The following is a 15,349-nucleotide window of genomic DNA, read 5'->3' on the forward strand; positions in this document are numbered from 1 at the left end:
GGCGATACAGAACTCGAACGCCTGGCCGACTGCCCGCGTGAACATCTGGAGTTTCATCTTTGGTATCTAAAAGCCAAAGGCTGGATAGGAAGGATCGAAAACGGGACGTTCGCGATCACCGTGGAAGGCATCGACCGCACCCATACCGAACAACGTCGTGAGCCAACCATCAGGCTGCTGGAGCGTGCAGGCTAGATGCGTCCGGTGCTAGTTGTGATCGCCTTGGCAATCTGCTTCGTCATTTGGGATAGGCTGGCGAACGAAGGCCGATACCCGACGACGAACTTGTAAGTCACATCACGGCGCTCTACCTAGCACAACCCCTGCATGATGAATTTGTAGATCGGGCCGATTTCCTCATCGATCTCTTGGCCGGGAATGCCTTGGGTTTCGGCCGCTCGTTTCGCTTCCACAGTCATATCGATCACCATCAGCACCGGGTCGATGATCGGTTCGTCCTGTAAATGGTCCGATATCCAGTGGTAGAGGAAGTCACCGCCGCGCTTGCTCATTCTTCCCGAAAATCCTGCTTGTCGTGCAGGGTCGGCAATTGAGGAGAGATGAATTTCAAACGCTTGCACAGGAACCCACAACCCGTGATTCAATCAGCTCGCGCTAAAATAGTTCCCGAACATTTTTAGACGAATTGGATCTTACGAATCCGTAAGTCGCGCGCATGAGCCCAGCCTAATATGAGTGGCTCATGAACAAGCCGCATCCTACTTCCAACACCGAACCAGCCAATCGACCCTACGAGACCGAAACGTTTGCCGAAAAGCACGGATTAACGTTGAAAGCGGCGGAGGTGATATTGTTTGCGAACGGACCGTCGCGTGTGGCCTGTGACGCCGCAGCGAAGGCATTCCTAGCCGCTCTGGCAGCACGACGATCTCAATTCTAGATCTCGGTCCTGGCCAGCGCCATGCATTGGTGAGCCATTGCCTGAGAAAGCCCTTCCTGCTTGTCGAGCCAAGGGCCGAAATGACCCCGTGTCAATGACGCTTTGACAGCGAGCAGCCGCCGGCCGATCGCGAGCTTTTGGTCGATGGACATGTGCCCGCCTGGCACCGCCCGCGGTTCCGTCGGTTCGGCTGCCGTGTACGAGTTCGAAGGCGACATCAGGGCGAGATAGGCGCGATCGAGCTGGGCCTTGGTGGCGTCGGGCAGCTTCATGAATTGCCGAGTCGTCATCCCACAGCCTGCGGCCAACACCGCGATGTGACGCTTCAGCCCACGCAGCCGGTTGATGCGCTGCGACTGCCACATATTCGGCAACCGAAATACGCCGACTCCCTCGATCTCGATTTCGGTGAAGGGTGTCCGTGCCAGCATGCCGCGCCTCGCTGTGGAGTGCGCGGATATCGCATAAGCATCGACTTATACGCAAGCCAGTCACTCATCAGCGCCATAGCTATCGGCTCGCCTCCGTGTGCAGCGCAAAGAACCAGCGGATAGTCATATTCGTTTGGACGACGAGCATAAGCGCAGCGACTAGAGCCCACCAGGGCGCGTTTGCCACCGGCACGCGAGCCGCCCTACGCTTTTCATTCGTCTGACGCGACGACTAGATTCGCTGCACCAGAATCCCATCTGATGAGGATCCTGCCATGGCTTCTAGTGCAGCGTTGATCTGGTATCTGGCAATCGCCGCTCCGCATGGGGGAATAGTCATTCTGCCCGGCTCTTTCGACACCCGTGAACAATGCGCAGCCGCCATCTCCGATTATCAAAAACAGGCAACGCAGGCCGGTTGGTCGGTGCAGTGCGTGCCGGCCGCTTCACCCTTTGCCAGTAACGGGTCGGCGGAGTAGGAACTGGTAAGATCGGGGCGGATGCTGCTTCTGAAGCATGCGCTCGACGAGGAGCAGATTAAGGCTTTCGCGAGAGCGTTCGATCCCCAAATTTTCCATCTCGGTGGGCGGGCGGCGGAAGGGACGCTGTTCGGCGGACTTGCGGCCAGCGGCTGGCCTACCGCCGCGATCACCATGCGGTTGAACGTGGAGTCAGGCCTGCCGCTCGCCAACGGCATTATTGGCGCCGGAGGCGAGATCAACTGGCCGAACCCGACGCGCCCGGGTAACATTCTCCACGTCCAGAGCGCAGCATCGTCACCATCGTCAGCAAAACGCTCAACCAGCGCGGCGACGTTCTCCAGATCCTGACGGCCAAGCTAGTGGTTTATCGTCGGCCGGCGGCATGAACGACCAGCCATTGCAACCGAAGGGAGCATGACACGGGCTCCATCAGGGAGCGGATCACCGATGAGAAATTCGAGGTCGATGTCATTCGGGTTGCTAAGGGCGAGCGCGCCAAGCACTTCTACGCAGGTTTGGGTTGGAGAGGCGACGATACCCTAGTTGGCGAATCGGAAACTCTTTGATCGCCAAATATTCGACCGGACGGCTCGTTGCAGCCTTCCCGAGCGACCAGGAGGAAGCGGCCAAGCCCCCCGATGACTTGGCGTTATCCTCGACGCGCAATGCCGGTGACGGGGCCACATTGGCGCAAGGATCAAGGAGGCGTGGTCGCCGCGTCCTCGATGATTTTTGCCACCGCATCGGGATGCGAGATCATGACGACGTGCGATGCGCCCTTCACGACCACGACGCCCTTGGCGTGCGCCCGCTCGGCCATAAAGGCCTGAACTTGCGGAGGAATGGCAGTGTCGCTGTCGCCGTAAATGAACCACGACGGGATGGTCTTCCAGGCGGAGGTAGTCGCCGGTTCGCCGAAAGCGACGTCGGTGATCGGTCGCTGCGTTGCCGCTGCCAGTCTCGCCGCATCCTCGGGCAGATCCGGCGCGAACGCTTCGTGGAACTTGTCTTGCCGGACGTAGAGGTCATTGCCGCCGGCGAGGAGAGGCACTGGCTGCGCCAGCGTATCGGGTCCAAGCAAGGCTCCTGGAAACTTGGTGTCGAGCGCGCCGGCGCTTTCGCCTGCATCCGGCGCGAAAGCGGCGACATAGACTAGCGCCTTAACATTCGCCTCGCCCTCGGCGGCTTGGCTGATCACCATGCCGCCGTAGGAATGACCGACCAGCACAACGGGCGTCTTGATTGTATTGAGAAGAGAGCGGACATAATCGCCATCTCCCTTTACGCTGCGCAGAGGATTGGCGACAGCGACCACCGGGTAGCCATTCTTTTCAAGAATTGGCACGACGCCGTTCCAGCTCGATGCGTCGGCGAAGGCGCCATGCACAAGGATGATGGTCGGCTTATCCGATTGCGCGGACGCTATTGTTGCGAACGCCATACCAGCCAGGGCCAATCCAGCGATGTGCGTTTTCATGTCCTGCTCCTTTGTTGCTTCATGAGAAATGGTCGACGTCGATGACGGCTTGGGCGAACGCCAGCGGTGCTTCCTGCGGAAGATTGTGTCCGATGCCGCCGGAGATGGTGCGATGCTCGTATCGGCCGGTGAATTTCTTCGCGTAGGCCGAAGGCTCCGGATGTGGGGCACCGTTCGCATCTCCCTCGAGTGTAATGGTAGGCACGTCGATCGTAGGCGCCTGAGCGAGGCGCTTCTCCAGAACGTCGTATTTCGCTTCCCCGTCGGCCAAACCGAGTCGCCAGCGGTAACTATGGATCACGATGTCGACGTGGTCTGGATTCTCAAAGGCTGCAGCACTCCGTTCGAAAGTGGCGTCGTCGAAGCGCCAATCCGGCGAGGCGATCTGCCAGATCAGCTTGGAAAAATCGCGCCGGTATTTGTCATAGCCGGCGCGGCCGCGCTCGGTCGCAAAATAATATTGGTACCACCACTGCAGCTCGGCGGCCGGCGGCAGCGGCATCTGGTTGGCCGCCTGGCTGCCGATCAGATAGCCGCTCACCGAGACCAGCGCCTTGCAACGCTCCGGCCAAAGCGCCGCGACGATGTTGGCGGTGCGCGCACCCCAATCGAATCCGGCGATGATCGCCACCTGAATCTTCAGTGCGTCCATCAGCTTGACGGCGTCGACGGCAAGTGCCGCGGGCTGCCCGTTGCGGGGCACATTGCCGGACAGAAACCGCGTTGTGCCGTAGCCCCGCAAATGCGGTACGATGACGCGATAGCCTGCGGACACAAGCCGCGGCGCGACCTCAGCAAACGAGTGGATGTCATAGGGCCATCCATGAAGGAGGAGGACCGACGGACCCTCGGCAGGCCCAACCTCGGCATAGCCGATATTCAAGTCGTCGGCGTCGACCTGCTTGACCTTGAGCGAATTGCTCGCCTGCGAACCACTCGCGGCATTTGTTGCAAAGGTCCCGCTTGATCCTGATCGCGCCTCGGTGGTCGCAAAAAGCTCGGTGGCAGCGACAGCCATAGCTGCAACACGCAAAAAATGGCGACGTTGATGGCTGATCACTTCCAGCATGGTTGGTCACTCGTCAGAATCTGATTGGTCTTGTCCCGTTACGCTGACCATCCGAGTACCGCCGAAGCGGCGCTCAGAATGGAGACGATTTTCCCGCCGCGATCGTCAGGACGTGCGCAGCGTCTTGAACGACGCACGCATCTCTTCGACGAAGATTTGGGGCTGCTCCCAGGCGGCGAAATGGCAGCCAACGGGGAAGCGGCCGTAGTGGAGAAGCTTTGGATAGGCTGTCTTGGCCCAGCTCTCCGGCGCCTGGTAGATCTCGTTGGCGAAAGCGCTCACGGCGACCGGGATCCTGATGCCACGCGCGTCGAAGAAACCACCCTTCGCGACCCGCGCATTGTCCCAGTAGAGCCGTCCCGACGAGATTGCCGTGTTCGTCAGCCAGTAGAACGTGACGTTGTCCAGAAAGTCTTCCGGCGTGATGCCCTCGGGCTGCCCGACAAGGGAGCGGGCGATCAGGGCGTGACTGTCTGCGTCGTGGTCCAGCATCCAGGCGGCGAGACCGATGGGCGAGTCGACAATGCCGTAGAGCGTCTGTGGGCGTTGGTTCATCTCAATGGCATAGCCGAGCCCGTGCTGGTTGAAATAGATGAGCTGGTCGAAGGCGCGCTTCTCGTCGGGACCCAGCCCTGCCGGCGGCGTGCCGGTCCCAAGTGCCTTCGAGATTTCAGGTGGAAGCGTCGCCGCCATGTTGGTGTGGATGCCAAGCAGTCCCGGCGGCTCCAGTAGCGCCATGTTCTCGGTAACCGCATTGCCCCAGTCGCCGCCCTGCGCCACATATTTCTTGTAGCCGAGACGTTCCATAAGGGTTGCCCACGCCCTGGCGATGCGGACCGGCTCCCATCCTGGCGCTGTTGGCTTGCCGGAGAATCCGTAGCCGGGCAACGACGGAATCACGAGATCGAATGCGTCCGCCTCGATGCCGCCATGCGCTGTGGGGTCGGTGAGCGGTTCGATGATCTTCAACTGCTCGATAACCGAGCCCGGCCAGCCATGGGTCACGATCATCGGCAGCGCGTTTTTGTGCTTCGACTTCACGTGAATGAAGTGGATGTCGAGCCCATCGATCTCGGTGATGAAGTGCGGATACGCCATCATCCTGGCCTCGATCTTGCGCCAATCGTGATTGGCCCAATGCGCCTGAATCTGGCGCGCGACGTCGAGCTGCACGCCCTGCGACTGGTCCGGCACCGTCTCCCTGTCTGGCCAGCGCGTCGCCGCGACACGCCGCTTCAGATCAGCGAGATCGTCATCGGAAGCCTTGAACTGGAAGGGATGGATTGCAGCGGCCTCCGTTGCCGCTTTGGAGTTTGAGGAAAGCATGCTGATGGCTCCTATGGCAGCCGCGGTGATCAAGACTTCCCGCCGTGTTGGTGACAGCAAGTGCGCAGACATGGGACCCTCCTGTGCCAACCCAAAGTGCTCCGCTGCTGTCGTCGAAGCGAGTTAAGAGGCCCTAAGAGATGCAAATTTTTGCTAGCTGCCGCATTTGGGATTCTTACATCGATCGCTCGATGGAGACCGAGATGTCGCACCGTCGGCTGATTTGCGGGCATTCGGCTTGACGTAAAGCGCATGAAGGATCAGCAGGATGTCATGTCGGTGGTGGACCGTCTGGGCGCTTACTGCGCGGTCGCGCCCCGTAGCTCTGTCACGTCCTTCGCCGTGAGCTCAGATGCGGTGCTGCCAAACCGACTTGTCACATAGTTGACGACCGCCGCGATTTCCGCATCCGAATAAGTGCTGCCAAACGCCGGCATTGACATAGCGCCTGGCGTCCGGCGTCGCGTGCCGGAAATGACGATCTGCGCGACATTGGTCGCGGTCGGATCGTTGACTGCACGGCTGCCTGAGATGGTGGCGAAGGGAGACAAGGGACTTACGCCGGTCCAGCCGTGGCAGCTGGCGCAGGCCTGCCTGAAAACCTTTTGGCCGAGCGGATTTGCAAGGGCGTCACTCTCTTTAGGCGAAACTGATGCCGGTGGCGCGATGGTTGCCGGATCGGATGACCCAACTGCCGGTACGCTGCGCAGGTAGGTTACGATCGCTTGAATATCCTCGGTCTCCATTTGGCTGAAGCTGTGGTCGACAGCCTCACCCATTGGTCCCGATGCCGTGCCACGACCGGTGGCGTGACCTTTGGCGATATAGTCGAATATCTCTTGGTCGGTCCAGGAGCCGATGCCGGTGTCTTTATCCGACGTGATATTGTAGGCACGCCAACCGGCTGTGAAGGCGCCCTCGAATTTCCGTCGGTTATTAAGGGCAAAGGCCAGGTTGCGGGGCGTATGGCAGTCGCCGCAATGCGCGAGCGCTTCGACAAGGTAAGCGCCCCTGTTCCACTCGGCACTTCTCGAGGTATTTGGCGAAAAGCGCGTATCCGGATTGAACATCCACGACCAGAAAATCATTGCCCAACGCTGGTTGAATGGAAATACCAGAGTGTTGTCAGGGTTCTTTCTGTCGATTTCCGGCAGGCTCAATAGATAGGCCTTGATCGCTAGAACGTCGTCGTCGCTTATGAACGTGTACGACGGATAGGGCATGCCCGGATAGAGCCGGGCGCCGTCCTTGCGGATGCCGCGCTGAACGGCGTTCAGGAAATCCCGATCCGTATAGTTGCCAATACCGGTCGCTTTGTCGCCAGTGATGTTGGTCGAATAGAGCGTGCCGAATGGGAGCGGAAAAGCGAGGCCTCCTGCGTAGATCGGACCGTCCGGCGCGGTATGGCAGACCATGCAGTCGGCGGCCTTGGCGAGATACTCGCCGCGCGTGATGAGGTCGGCGCTGGCATGCTCAGTCGGGACGCCGGTTGGATTTGCTTCGTGATAGTCCGCGAGCGTCACCGTCGGACCACCGGTAAACGCCAGGGGTCCGGGAGAAAAGAAGAGCCACGCGAAGATGCCCAAGGCGATGACGGTTATAACGGCAACGATGACGACCACGACGCGCAGCATGGCGACTACCCCTTTAGCGCGATGGCGGCACGATCAATCGGCAACCTGCGAAGTGCGACGCCGGTTGCGGCATAGATTGCGTTGCGGAGCGCGGGCGGACCGCCGATTGTTCCTGTCTCGCCGATGCCGCCCGGCGCTTCACCGCTTCGCACAAGATGAACGTCGATCTTCGGAACCTCGTCGATCCGCAGCATCCGGTAGTCGTTGAAATTGGATTGCTGAACGCGTCCCTTCTCGATTGTGATTTCGCCATAGAGCGCAGCGGTCAAGCCGAAGATCAGCCCTCCCTCGAGCTGCGCAATGACGGTGTCCGGGTTGACGACGATGCCTGTATCGACAGCCGCCGTGACCCGACGAAGATATACTTGACCGTTCGGATCGACCTCCGCTTCGACGACTGTCGCAATCGAGGTGCCGAATGTCGGCTGGATGCTCACGCCGCGACCGACCCTCGGTGGTAGTAGCTGGCCCCAGGAGGATTTCTTGGCGACCAGATCCAGCACTGCCAGCATACGGGGCTTCTTGCCGAGCATTTGCCGGCGGAACGCAATTGGGTCCTTGCCCGCCTTGCGGGCGAGTTCGTCCATGAAGCACTCAATCCCGAAGACATTGTTGTTTGGACCGACACCGCGCCAGAAGCCGGTCGGCACGGCCGGCGGTTCGGCCCGAACGAATTCCACCTGTAGGTTGGGGATGTCGTAGGGCGTGTCGACAGCGCTATCGATCGCGTCGCCGTCGATGCCGTTCTTGAACGCCGGTGGCAGCCAGCGCGCTAGAATAGCCGAGCCGGCGACACGGTATCTCCACCCAACGATCCGGCCATCCGACAATGTCGCAACAATCTTGTCGCGATAGACGGGGCGATAGATGTCGTGCTGGATGTCCTCCTCGCGGGTCCAGACGATCTTCACCGGCCCCTCGACTTGCCGCGCAATGCGGACGGCTGTCACCACCATGTCGGGCTCGAGCCTGCGGCCGAAGCCACCACCGAGCAGGTGGTTGTTGACGATAACCTTCTCGACCGGAAGCCCGGTCGCCTTTGCTGCCTCGGACTGGACACGCGATGCAACCTGTGTCCCGGTCCAGATTTCGCAGGAATCAGTGGTAACATTTACCGTGCAGTTCAGCGGCTCCATCGTCGCGTGCGCTAGAAAAGGAAGCTCGAACTCACCCTCAAATCGGTCGCCAGTCGCCAGGCCATCGGCGATGTCACCGACAGATTTCACGACAACGCCGTATCGTTCGCTCGCGATGCGCAGATCATCCCAGATGTCCTTCGAGCTGAGGCCTGCGTAGGGACCTTCATCCCAGCTGATGGCCAGCGCCTCGAGGCCCTTCTTTGCGGCTCCCATGTGATCGCCTACGACCGCAACGAGATCGTCGAGCACGACCACCTTCCGTACACCCATGACCGCCCTCGCCGCGCGGTCGTCAACGCTGCCGACCTTGCCGCCAAACACCGGACACTGCGCGAGGGTTGCGAAGCTCATGCCAGGCAGCATCGCGTCAATGCCGTAGACCGCCTTGCCATTTACCTTGTCTGGCGTGTCCAGGCGTTTCAGCGGCTTGCCGATCAGCGTGAATGTGCTCGGATCCTTAAGCGACACATCCTCGGGCGGGGACTGCGGGGCGGCGGCATTCACCAGTTCGCCGTAGGGAAGTCGCTGCGCGGTGGCCGTGTGAACGACATAACCGTTCGATGTCGTGCAACTTGCAGGCTCGACTCCCCATTGATGTGCCGCGGCCTGCACCAGCATGGCACGCGCACGGGCGCCAGCGGTACGCAATGGCGTCCAGAAGGCGCGAATGGAGTTGGAATTGCCCGTTGCCTGTGTGCCCAGAAGAGGATTGCCGTACAGTTTGTCATTGGGCGGCGCATGTTCGACGGTGACCTGCGAGAAATCCGCGTCGAGCTCTTCGGCCAGGATCATGGCGATTGAGGTGTAGACGCCTTGCCCCATCTCGGCCTGAGGCATCACCAAGGTGGTCTTGCCTGTCGGGTCGATCCGAATGAAGGCGTTCGGTGCGAACTTTCCCTCCGTCACGTCGGGCGGCTGGACCGGCTCGTTCGCAGCGCGCGTGGGAAGGCGGAAGGCGACCAAGAATCCGCCCGCCAGGCCCCCAGCGAGCACCTGACGGCGGGAAAGCTTAAGCGAGCTGGTTCTTGCTGGCATCATTGCGTCACCCTAAGTCGTACTTTCCGAAGCGGCGTGCTTGATCGCCGCACGGATGCGCACATAGGTGCCGCAGCGGCAGATGTTTCCCGCCATCGCGGCGTCGATGTCCGAATCGTCTGGATTGGGTGTCTCGGCAAGCAGCGCGGCGGCCGACATGATCTGACCTGACTGGCAGTAACCACACTGAACCACCTCCAGATCGAGCCATGCCTTCTGTATCTTCGCGCCCTCCAGCGTCGCGCCGATTCCCTCGATTGTGGTGATGAGGCGACCGGCCAGGACGCCGACCGGCAACAGGCACGACCGAACCGGGCGGCCGTCCACATGCACGGTACAGGCGCCGCATTGCGCAATGCCGCAGCCGAATTTCGTGCCCGTCAAGCCGAGGACATCGCGCAACACCCAGAGCAGCGGAGTATCCTCTGCGACGTCGATATCATGCTTGGTCGCATTGACGCTTATCGAGAGAGCCATGGTGCGTTCCGATACCTCTGCCGCCGTAGCGCTCCATCGGCCATCTCGCATTGGGCCGGCGGTCCTAGCCAGCTACGCCGATGCGTCCAGTCACGTGAGTAAATCCTCACAAATCCCTGCTAATTTTCGCGCTCGACAACGCATGTGGCAGCTGCAAGCAGATCCATCTCTGGCTATCCAACCTTGTCGAGGAATTCATCGACCGCCTTGCCGATGCGCCTGAGCCGGAGAATCTCGGCCACCGTCAGATCCGGATAGGCAACGTACCAGCCTTCCGCCGTGATCTGGTGCTTGACGAGGTAATCCTTCGCTCCTGGGCTGCGAATGCCCGGCCAGCCGTCCCAAGCGGAGTCGATGATGTCCAGATAGTCGGGAATCTTGGCCACGAAGTCATCGATATAGGCGTCCCAATCGCCGTCATAGGCCGTGGCGAAGAGCAGCCGTGTGTCGTTGTCGAAGAATACGAAGCGCATGGTGTGGAGTGTGCCAACCTTGTCCGCGCCTTGCGAGAGATTGCCCCCCAACAACCGTAGAAATGCGCGAAGCCGCTGGGCACCACCAGGTGCGAGCGGGACGATGATCGTCAGCTCCGACACTTTGCCCAGACGGGCGCCGACGCGGCCGGCGCTCTCTATCGGCGGCGGCAAATCCGAGGTCTGCGATTTCAGCTCTTGAAGCGCATTTTCAAGCGCCTTCTTGCCGATCTCCGGTGCGTCGGCGAACAGTTCCCGGAACTGCTGTATCTTTTTCAAGACGTCATGGTCGTGTTCTAACTCGGCCTGTCCCGAAGGTTTGGGTGCTGTAGCGGTAGCCATTTGAATCTCCTATGTTCTCCTGCCTACTTTAGCTCCAATTGAAACTGACCCATGAGTGCTGCCGGGACCAGTAAAGTCCTGCGAATCGCGCCAAATTGTTGCTAATGAGATGCTGGGGCGGCGTGCGTCGGATCAGGTATGCTTCATCTTGAAGAAGCCAGATCCGGGATCAGAGCCTGCGCCCACGTAGCGTTCTGCTGATGAACTTTGACAGTAATGGAAACGGTCTCGGGGTCGGCCCACGAGCGGCTCGCAAAAAGCTGACGACCCGATCAGCGACACGCTGTCCTGAATCGTTCCGTCAATCAGAAGAAATCCTGCCAGCTGGCACCAGACGATGGCCACCCTCCTCCTTTCGATTCCATCTTCAATTCCAGAGGTGGTGCGCCGCAGATCTACACCTGTCGCAATTGCAGTTCTGAAAACGCGAGTGACCTATATGACGCGGCTACGACCGCCTCCCCGCCTGGTCAGTGCTGCATATGCAAATCCGTAAGCTCGGACGACGGCATCAGATTGCCGGTGAGATTCGTCATAATCCATAGCGACCCGGCAATCACAAGGACGACGATGAGAACACCGAATGCGAGCGCAAGCACGTTGTTGGTGTTGTCAGGGGCCGTCGTGATGTGCAGGAAGAAGACCAGATGAACTCCCATCTGGGCGATGGCGAGGACGACAAGTCCCAGGGCAACGCCCGGTCCCCACAGGAGCGACGTGTTGGCAACCCAGAAGGACGTGGCCGTCAGAACTACGGCCAGGAGCATTCCGGTCGTGTAGATGAGAGAGCCGGATACCTCGACGGGTACCTCGGCAGGTGCCGGCTTGTCTCCCGGTGCGCGATCGTAGCGGGCTTCCGTCATGGAGCGACTCCCATCAGATAAACGACCGTAAACAGCCCAACCCAGATGATGTCGAGTGCGTGCCAGAAGAGGGCAAAGCAGAGCAGCCTCCGCTGTACATTGGCGCGGAAGTCTTTGACCGCCACCTGCACCACCATGACCACTAACCAAATCAGCCCGGCAGTGACATGCAGCCCGTGGCAACCGACAAGCGCAAAGAAAGCGGAAAGGAACGCGCTGTGTTGCGGGGTCGCTCCCTGGGCAATCATACCGGCGAATTCACGCAGTTCTAGCCCAAGGAACGCGGCCCCCAGCACGAATGTCGCGAGAGCGCCCAAATAGGTGGCGGCATGACGCCGCGAGCCGATTGCCAGCGACATCAGTCCGCACGTGTAACTCGAAGCAAGAAGGCAACCGGTTTGGATCGCGAGGATGACTTGATTGAATAGTTGGGCGCCAGTCGGCCCACCTGCGGTGGCGTGTACGAGGATTTCATATGCCGCAAATAATGCCGAGAACATGACGATGTCGCTCAGCAGGAAAATCCAGAAGCCGTAGGCAACCACAATCCGCTTGGAGGCGGGGCCAGCTTCGCTGGCAGGAGCAAATGCCTCTTGATTCACTTCGTGGATGGCGACAGCGACGCTCATAGGACGGCCTCCGCCCGGTTGGCGTGATCGAACTGAGCAATCGTCTCAGCAGGTATCCCGAACTCCTCGTTTTCGCGGAATGCGAATGCGAGGAATGCGACAAACACGCCGACTAGGCCCACAACGGCCATCCACCAGATGTGCCAGATCAGGGCGAAGCCGGTGACCACTGCAAAGAAGGCGTTGACGAATCCGACCGGACTGTTCGTCGGCATCTCGATCCGCTCGTAGTTGCGCGCTTGTGTTGGCTGATGATGGTCCGCGCCCGCGAGCGCCTTCGCAGCCCAGTAGGCGTCTCTCTCGGTGACGCGAGGCAGGACTGCAAAGTTCCAGGCCGGCGGCGGCGATGGCGTTGACCATTCGAGCGTGCGGCCGTTCCAGGGATCTCCCGTGACGTCGCGGAGCTCTTCACGATGACGAATCGACACGACGAACTGGATGATCTGGCAGCCGATTCCCGCGAAAATGATGATTGCACCGGCCTCGGCGACAAACAGCCAAGGCTGCCATGAGACAACATCGTAGTGCTGCAGGCGCCGCGTCATGCCCATCAGGCCGACCACGTAGAGGGGCATGAAAGCGAGGTGGAAGCCGATGAACCAGCACCAGAACGCACGTCGGCCCCAGCGTTCGTCCAGCATGAAGCCGAACGCCTTGGGGAACCAATATACGTAGCCGGCGAAGGCACCGAACACGACGCCCGGGATGATGACATGGTGAAAGTGGGCGACCAGGAAGAGACTGTTGTGCACCTGCCAATCGACTGGGGGCACAGCCAGCAGCACGCCGGTCAGGCCGCCCAGGACGAACGTCACCATGAAGCCGAGGGTCCACAGGACCGGCACTGAAAAGCGGATGCGACCGCCATACATGGTGAACAGCCAGTTGAAGATTTTGACCCCGGTCGGCACGCCGATGATCATGCTCGCGACGCCGAAGACCGCATTGACGCTTGCGCTGGCTCCCATTGTGAAGAAGTGATGCAGCCAGACCATCATGGAGAGAACGCAGATCGCCATGGTCGCAGCAACCATCGAGCGGTAGCCGAACAGCGGCTTCCCCGAGAACGTCGCGCTCACCTCCGAGAAGATTCCGAACGCCGGTAGGACGAGGATGTAGACTTCGGGGTGGCCCCACATCCAGAACAGGTTCACGTACATCATTGGATTGCCGCCGGCATCGAGCGAAAAAAAGTGGAAGCCGAGGTAACGGTCGAGCAGCAGCATCGCGAACGTGGCGGTCAAGATTGGAAAGACCGCGACAATCATCAGGTTCGAAGCGAGCGCGGTCCAGCAAAACACCGGCATGCGCATGTAGCCCATTCCCGGTGCCCGCGTTTTGAGAATAGTGGTGACGAAATTTATCCCTGTCAGGAGCGTCCCAATGCCGGAAATCTGCAGCGACCAGAGGTAATAGTCGACGCCGACGCCGGGCGAGAACTGCAATTCGCTAAGCGGAGGATAAGCGACCCAACCCGTCTTCGCGAACTCACCGATCACCAGCGAGAGGTTGATCAAAAGGATGCCTGATGCGGTGAGCCACAGGCTCACCGAGTTCAATGTCGGGAAGGCCACGTCGCGGATACCGAGTTGCAGAGGAACTGCGAAATTCATCAATCCGATCACGAGCGGCATCGCCACGAAGAAGATCATTATCGTGCCGTGCGCCGTGAATATCTGGTCGAAATGCTCCGGCGGTAGGTAGCCTTGCGCACCGCCGGCCGCGACCGCCTGCTGGGTTCGCATCATGATCGCATCAGCGAAGCCGCGTACCAGCATAAGCAGCGCCAGCACGAGATACATGACGCCGATGCGCTTATGGTCGACGGATGTGATCCACTCGCGCCACAGATAAGGCACGTAACCCTTCAGAGAGACCCATCCAAGTACGAAGACGATGACCAGGCCCACTACACCTGCCGTAACCATGATGATCGGTTCGTTGAAAGGGATTGCGTCCCATGTGAGCTTGCCAAGGAGGTTCACTTTTCTGCCCTCTGTGAAGTCGGGAGAACCAACCGCGATGCCTGTTGGTGTGTTGACGGGGAGCTCACGATGCCTTCAAACAGATCGGGAGCGACGCCGCGATAGCTGAAGGGAGTGACCGCTTTGCTCGGCTTGGCCAGGTCCGCATAGGTCTGCGCGTCGAGCACAGGGCCTGTGGTGCGCGTGTCGCCCACCCATTGTGCAAATCTCTCGGCGGGAACCACATCGACCTTGAAGTACATGTCGGAAAATCCCGCGCCGCTATAATTTGCTGACAGTCCCCGATACGTTCCAGTCTGATCGGCCTGTAAATTGAGGCGCGTCGCCATCCCGGCCATCGTGTAGATCTGGCCGCCCAGCTGCGGCACGAAAAAGCTGTTCATCACGCCCGACGAGGTCAGCTCAAAGCTGATCGGCGTGCCAACGGGGATCGTCAGGTGATTGACGGTCGCGACGCCCTCATCGGGGTAAATGAAGAGCCATTTCCAATCGAGCGAGACGACCTGAATCCTGACAGGCTTGACCGCTGAGGCGATCGGCTTCGGCGGATCGAGGTCATATGAGCTGAGCCAGGTGACGCCGCCTACCAAAAATACGGTCATGATCGGGATCGACCAAACGAGCAGCTCCAGGCGACCGGAATAAACGAAATCCGGCATGTAGCGCGCACGTTTGTTGGACGAGCGAAACCAATAGGCTGTGCCGAGTGTAGCGAGGATCGTGGGGATTACGATCGCCAGCATGATTCCAGTTGAATTGAGCATAATGAGCCGCTCGGCCGCGGCGATGGGCCCTTTCGGATCGAGCACGCCGCCGGAGCACCCGCCGAGTACGGGCGCGGTGCCAAGTAAAGCGATTGGCGCGCCACGCCGCATATCAGATCCCCTCGGGGTTTGTTCGGACGGAGCAGCGCGTGACGCCGACAAGCGCGGCAAACACAGCGAGCACCATCACGCGCGGCTTCATCAACGCGATGAAGCCCGGCAGCCGCTCCGCCAGACTCGGTGGTGAAACCAGCCGGAGGCGCGATAAGGGAATCGCGGTGGTCTTCATGTTCGCTATCTCGCATCGCAGCGGGTGTCGCGG

Annotated in this window: 16 protein-coding genes and 1 pseudogene; 3 read left to right on the plus strand and 14 right to left on the minus strand. The window is 60.1% G+C overall.

Annotation, left to right across the window (positions count from 1 at the left end; genetic code table 11):
* Nucleotides 1–195 (plus strand): annotated as a pseudogene (locus AC1DZU_RS19560) (J domain-containing protein); the annotation flags it as partial.
* A 116-nt stretch (nucleotides 196–311) separates the two neighbouring features.
* Here the strand turns inward: AC1DZU_RS19560 and AC1DZU_RS19565 are convergent.
* Both AC1DZU_RS19565 and AC1DZU_RS19570 read right to left on the minus strand, forming a co-directional pair.
* Entirely contained in the window at nucleotides 312–512 is a 201-nt protein-coding gene (locus AC1DZU_RS19565; protein WP_477287426.1) for a hypothetical protein, read from the minus strand.
* Between the two features lie 385 nt (nucleotides 513–897).
* Nucleotides 898–1,332 (minus strand): hypothetical protein, encoded by a 435-nt coding sequence (locus AC1DZU_RS19570; protein ID WP_477287428.1) that lies wholly within the window; start codon nucleotides 1,330–1,332, stop codon nucleotides 898–900.
* 275 nt (nucleotides 1,333–1,607) lie between these two features.
* Here AC1DZU_RS19570 and AC1DZU_RS19575 point away from each other — a divergent pair, with 275 nt between their 5' ends.
* Entirely contained in the window at nucleotides 1,608–1,811 is a 204-nt protein-coding gene (locus AC1DZU_RS19575) for a hypothetical protein (protein WP_477287430.1), read from the plus strand.
* Between the two features lie 21 nt (nucleotides 1,812–1,832).
* A complete protein-coding gene (locus AC1DZU_RS19580) occupies nucleotides 1,833–2,162 on the plus strand; it encodes a hotdog family protein (protein WP_477287432.1) in 330 nt (109 codons plus the stop codon).
* A gap of 349 nt (nucleotides 2,163–2,511) precedes the next feature.
* Here the strand turns inward: AC1DZU_RS19580 and AC1DZU_RS19585 are convergent, their stop codons facing one another.
* From AC1DZU_RS19585 to AC1DZU_RS19640, 12 genes are all read right to left on the minus strand, one after another.
* A complete protein-coding gene (locus AC1DZU_RS19585; RefSeq protein WP_477287434.1) occupies nucleotides 2,512–3,291 on the minus strand; it encodes an alpha/beta fold hydrolase in 780 nt (259 codons plus the stop codon).
* Nucleotides 3,292–3,310: 19 nt separating this feature from the next.
* Nucleotides 3,311–4,360 carry an alpha/beta fold hydrolase gene (locus AC1DZU_RS19590; RefSeq protein WP_477287436.1) on the minus strand — a complete coding sequence of 350 codons (1,050 nt, stop codon included), beginning with the start codon at nucleotides 4,358–4,360 and terminating at the stop codon, nucleotides 3,311–3,313.
* 105 nt (nucleotides 4,361–4,465) lie between these two features.
* Nucleotides 4,466–5,758 (minus strand): epoxide hydrolase family protein, encoded by a 1,293-nt coding sequence (locus AC1DZU_RS19595; protein WP_477287438.1) that lies wholly within the window; start codon nucleotides 5,756–5,758, stop codon nucleotides 4,466–4,468.
* Nucleotides 5,759–5,985: 227 nt separating this feature from the next.
* Nucleotides 5,986–7,320 carry a cytochrome c gene (locus AC1DZU_RS19600; RefSeq protein WP_477287440.1) on the minus strand — a complete coding sequence of 445 codons (1,335 nt, stop codon included), beginning with the start codon at nucleotides 7,318–7,320 and terminating at the stop codon, nucleotides 5,986–5,988.
* A 5-nt stretch (nucleotides 7,321–7,325) separates the two neighbouring features.
* Complete coding sequence (locus tag AC1DZU_RS19605) at nucleotides 7,326–9,494, minus strand: xanthine dehydrogenase family protein molybdopterin-binding subunit (RefSeq protein WP_477287915.1); 2,169 nt, start codon at nucleotides 9,492–9,494, stop codon at nucleotides 7,326–7,328.
* A 12-nt stretch (nucleotides 9,495–9,506) separates the two neighbouring features.
* The gene (locus tag AC1DZU_RS19610; protein ID WP_477287442.1) at nucleotides 9,507–9,971 is read right to left on the minus strand and encodes a (2Fe-2S)-binding protein; all 465 of its coding nucleotides are present in this window, start codon (nucleotides 9,969–9,971) and stop codon (nucleotides 9,507–9,509) included.
* Nucleotides 9,972–10,144: 173 nt separating this feature from the next.
* Nucleotides 10,145–10,786, minus strand: coding sequence for a hypothetical protein (locus AC1DZU_RS19615; RefSeq protein WP_477287444.1), 642 nt, complete (start codon nucleotides 10,784–10,786; stop codon nucleotides 10,145–10,147).
* 470 nt (nucleotides 10,787–11,256) lie between these two features.
* The gene (cyoD, locus tag AC1DZU_RS19620; RefSeq protein ID WP_477287446.1) at nucleotides 11,257–11,649 is read right to left on the minus strand and encodes a cytochrome o ubiquinol oxidase subunit IV; all 393 of its coding nucleotides are present in this window, start codon (nucleotides 11,647–11,649) and stop codon (nucleotides 11,257–11,259) included.
* Nucleotides 11,646–12,278, minus strand: a complete 633-nt coding sequence (locus AC1DZU_RS19625; RefSeq protein ID WP_477287448.1) for a cytochrome c oxidase subunit 3 — start codon at nucleotides 12,276–12,278, stop codon at nucleotides 11,646–11,648. The genes cyoD and AC1DZU_RS19625 overlap by 4 nt, the downstream gene beginning before the upstream one ends.
* Nucleotides 12,275–14,263, minus strand: coding sequence for a cytochrome o ubiquinol oxidase subunit I (gene cyoB, locus AC1DZU_RS19630; protein WP_477287450.1), 1,989 nt, complete (start codon nucleotides 14,261–14,263; stop codon nucleotides 12,275–12,277). Before cyoB ends, AC1DZU_RS19625 begins: the two co-directional genes overlap by 4 nt.
* Nucleotides 14,260–15,138, minus strand: a complete 879-nt coding sequence (gene cyoA / locus AC1DZU_RS19635; RefSeq protein WP_477287452.1) for a ubiquinol oxidase subunit II — start codon at nucleotides 15,136–15,138, stop codon at nucleotides 14,260–14,262. Before cyoA ends, cyoB begins: the two co-directional genes overlap by 4 nt.
* Before the next feature lies 1 nt (nucleotide 15,139).
* Nucleotides 15,140–15,316, minus strand: a complete 177-nt coding sequence (locus tag AC1DZU_RS19640; RefSeq protein ID WP_477287454.1) for a hypothetical protein — start codon at nucleotides 15,314–15,316, stop codon at nucleotides 15,140–15,142.
* Nucleotides 15,317–15,349 lie beyond the last annotated feature (33 nt).

This window comes from Mesorhizobium sp. P2_A12 (assembly GCF_056405075.1).

Coding starts and splice junctions, on each gene's coding strand:
- AC1DZU_RS19615 (WP_477287444.1), bottom strand. CDS start 10,786: ATGGCTACCGCTACAGCACCCAAACCTTCGGGACAGGCCGAGTTAGAA.
- AC1DZU_RS19640 (WP_477287454.1), bottom strand. CDS start 15,316: ATGAAGACCACCGCGATTCCCTTATCGCGCCTCCGGCTGGTTTCACCA.
- AC1DZU_RS19570 (WP_477287428.1), bottom strand. CDS start 1,332: ATGCTGGCACGGACACCCTTCACCGAAATCGAGATCGAGGGAGTCGGC.
- AC1DZU_RS19590 (WP_477287436.1), bottom strand. CDS start 4,360: ATGCTGGAAGTGATCAGCCATCAACGTCGCCATTTTTTGCGTGTTGCA.
- cyoA (WP_477287452.1), bottom strand. CDS start 15,138: ATGCGGCGTGGCGCGCCAATCGCTTTACTTGGCACCGCGCCCGTACTC.
- AC1DZU_RS19580 (WP_477287432.1), top strand. CDS start 1,833: ATGCTGCTTCTGAAGCATGCGCTCGACGAGGAGCAGATTAAGGCTTTC.
- AC1DZU_RS19565 (WP_477287426.1), bottom strand. CDS start 512: ATGAGCAAGCGCGGCGGTGACTTCCTCTACCACTGGATATCGGACCAT.
- AC1DZU_RS19605 (WP_477287915.1), bottom strand. CDS start 9,494: ATGCCAGCAAGAACCAGCTCGCTTAAGCTTTCCCGCCGTCAGGTGCTC.
- AC1DZU_RS19595 (WP_477287438.1), bottom strand. CDS start 5,758: ATGTCTGCGCACTTGCTGTCACCAACACGGCGGGAAGTCTTGATCACC.
- AC1DZU_RS19585 (WP_477287434.1), bottom strand. CDS start 3,291: ATGAAAACGCACATCGCTGGATTGGCCCTGGCTGGTATGGCGTTCGCA.
- cyoD (WP_477287446.1), bottom strand. CDS start 11,649: ATGACGGAAGCCCGCTACGATCGCGCACCGGGAGACAAGCCGGCACCT.
- AC1DZU_RS19600 (WP_477287440.1), bottom strand. CDS start 7,320: ATGCTGCGCGTCGTGGTCGTCATCGTTGCCGTTATAACCGTCATCGCC.
- AC1DZU_RS19610 (WP_477287442.1), bottom strand. CDS start 9,971: ATGGCTCTCTCGATAAGCGTCAATGCGACCAAGCATGATATCGACGTC.
- AC1DZU_RS19625 (WP_477287448.1), bottom strand. CDS start 12,278: ATGAGCGTCGCTGTCGCCATCCACGAAGTGAATCAAGAGGCATTTGCT.
- AC1DZU_RS19575 (WP_477287430.1), top strand. CDS start 1,608: ATGGCTTCTAGTGCAGCGTTGATCTGGTATCTGGCAATCGCCGCTCCG.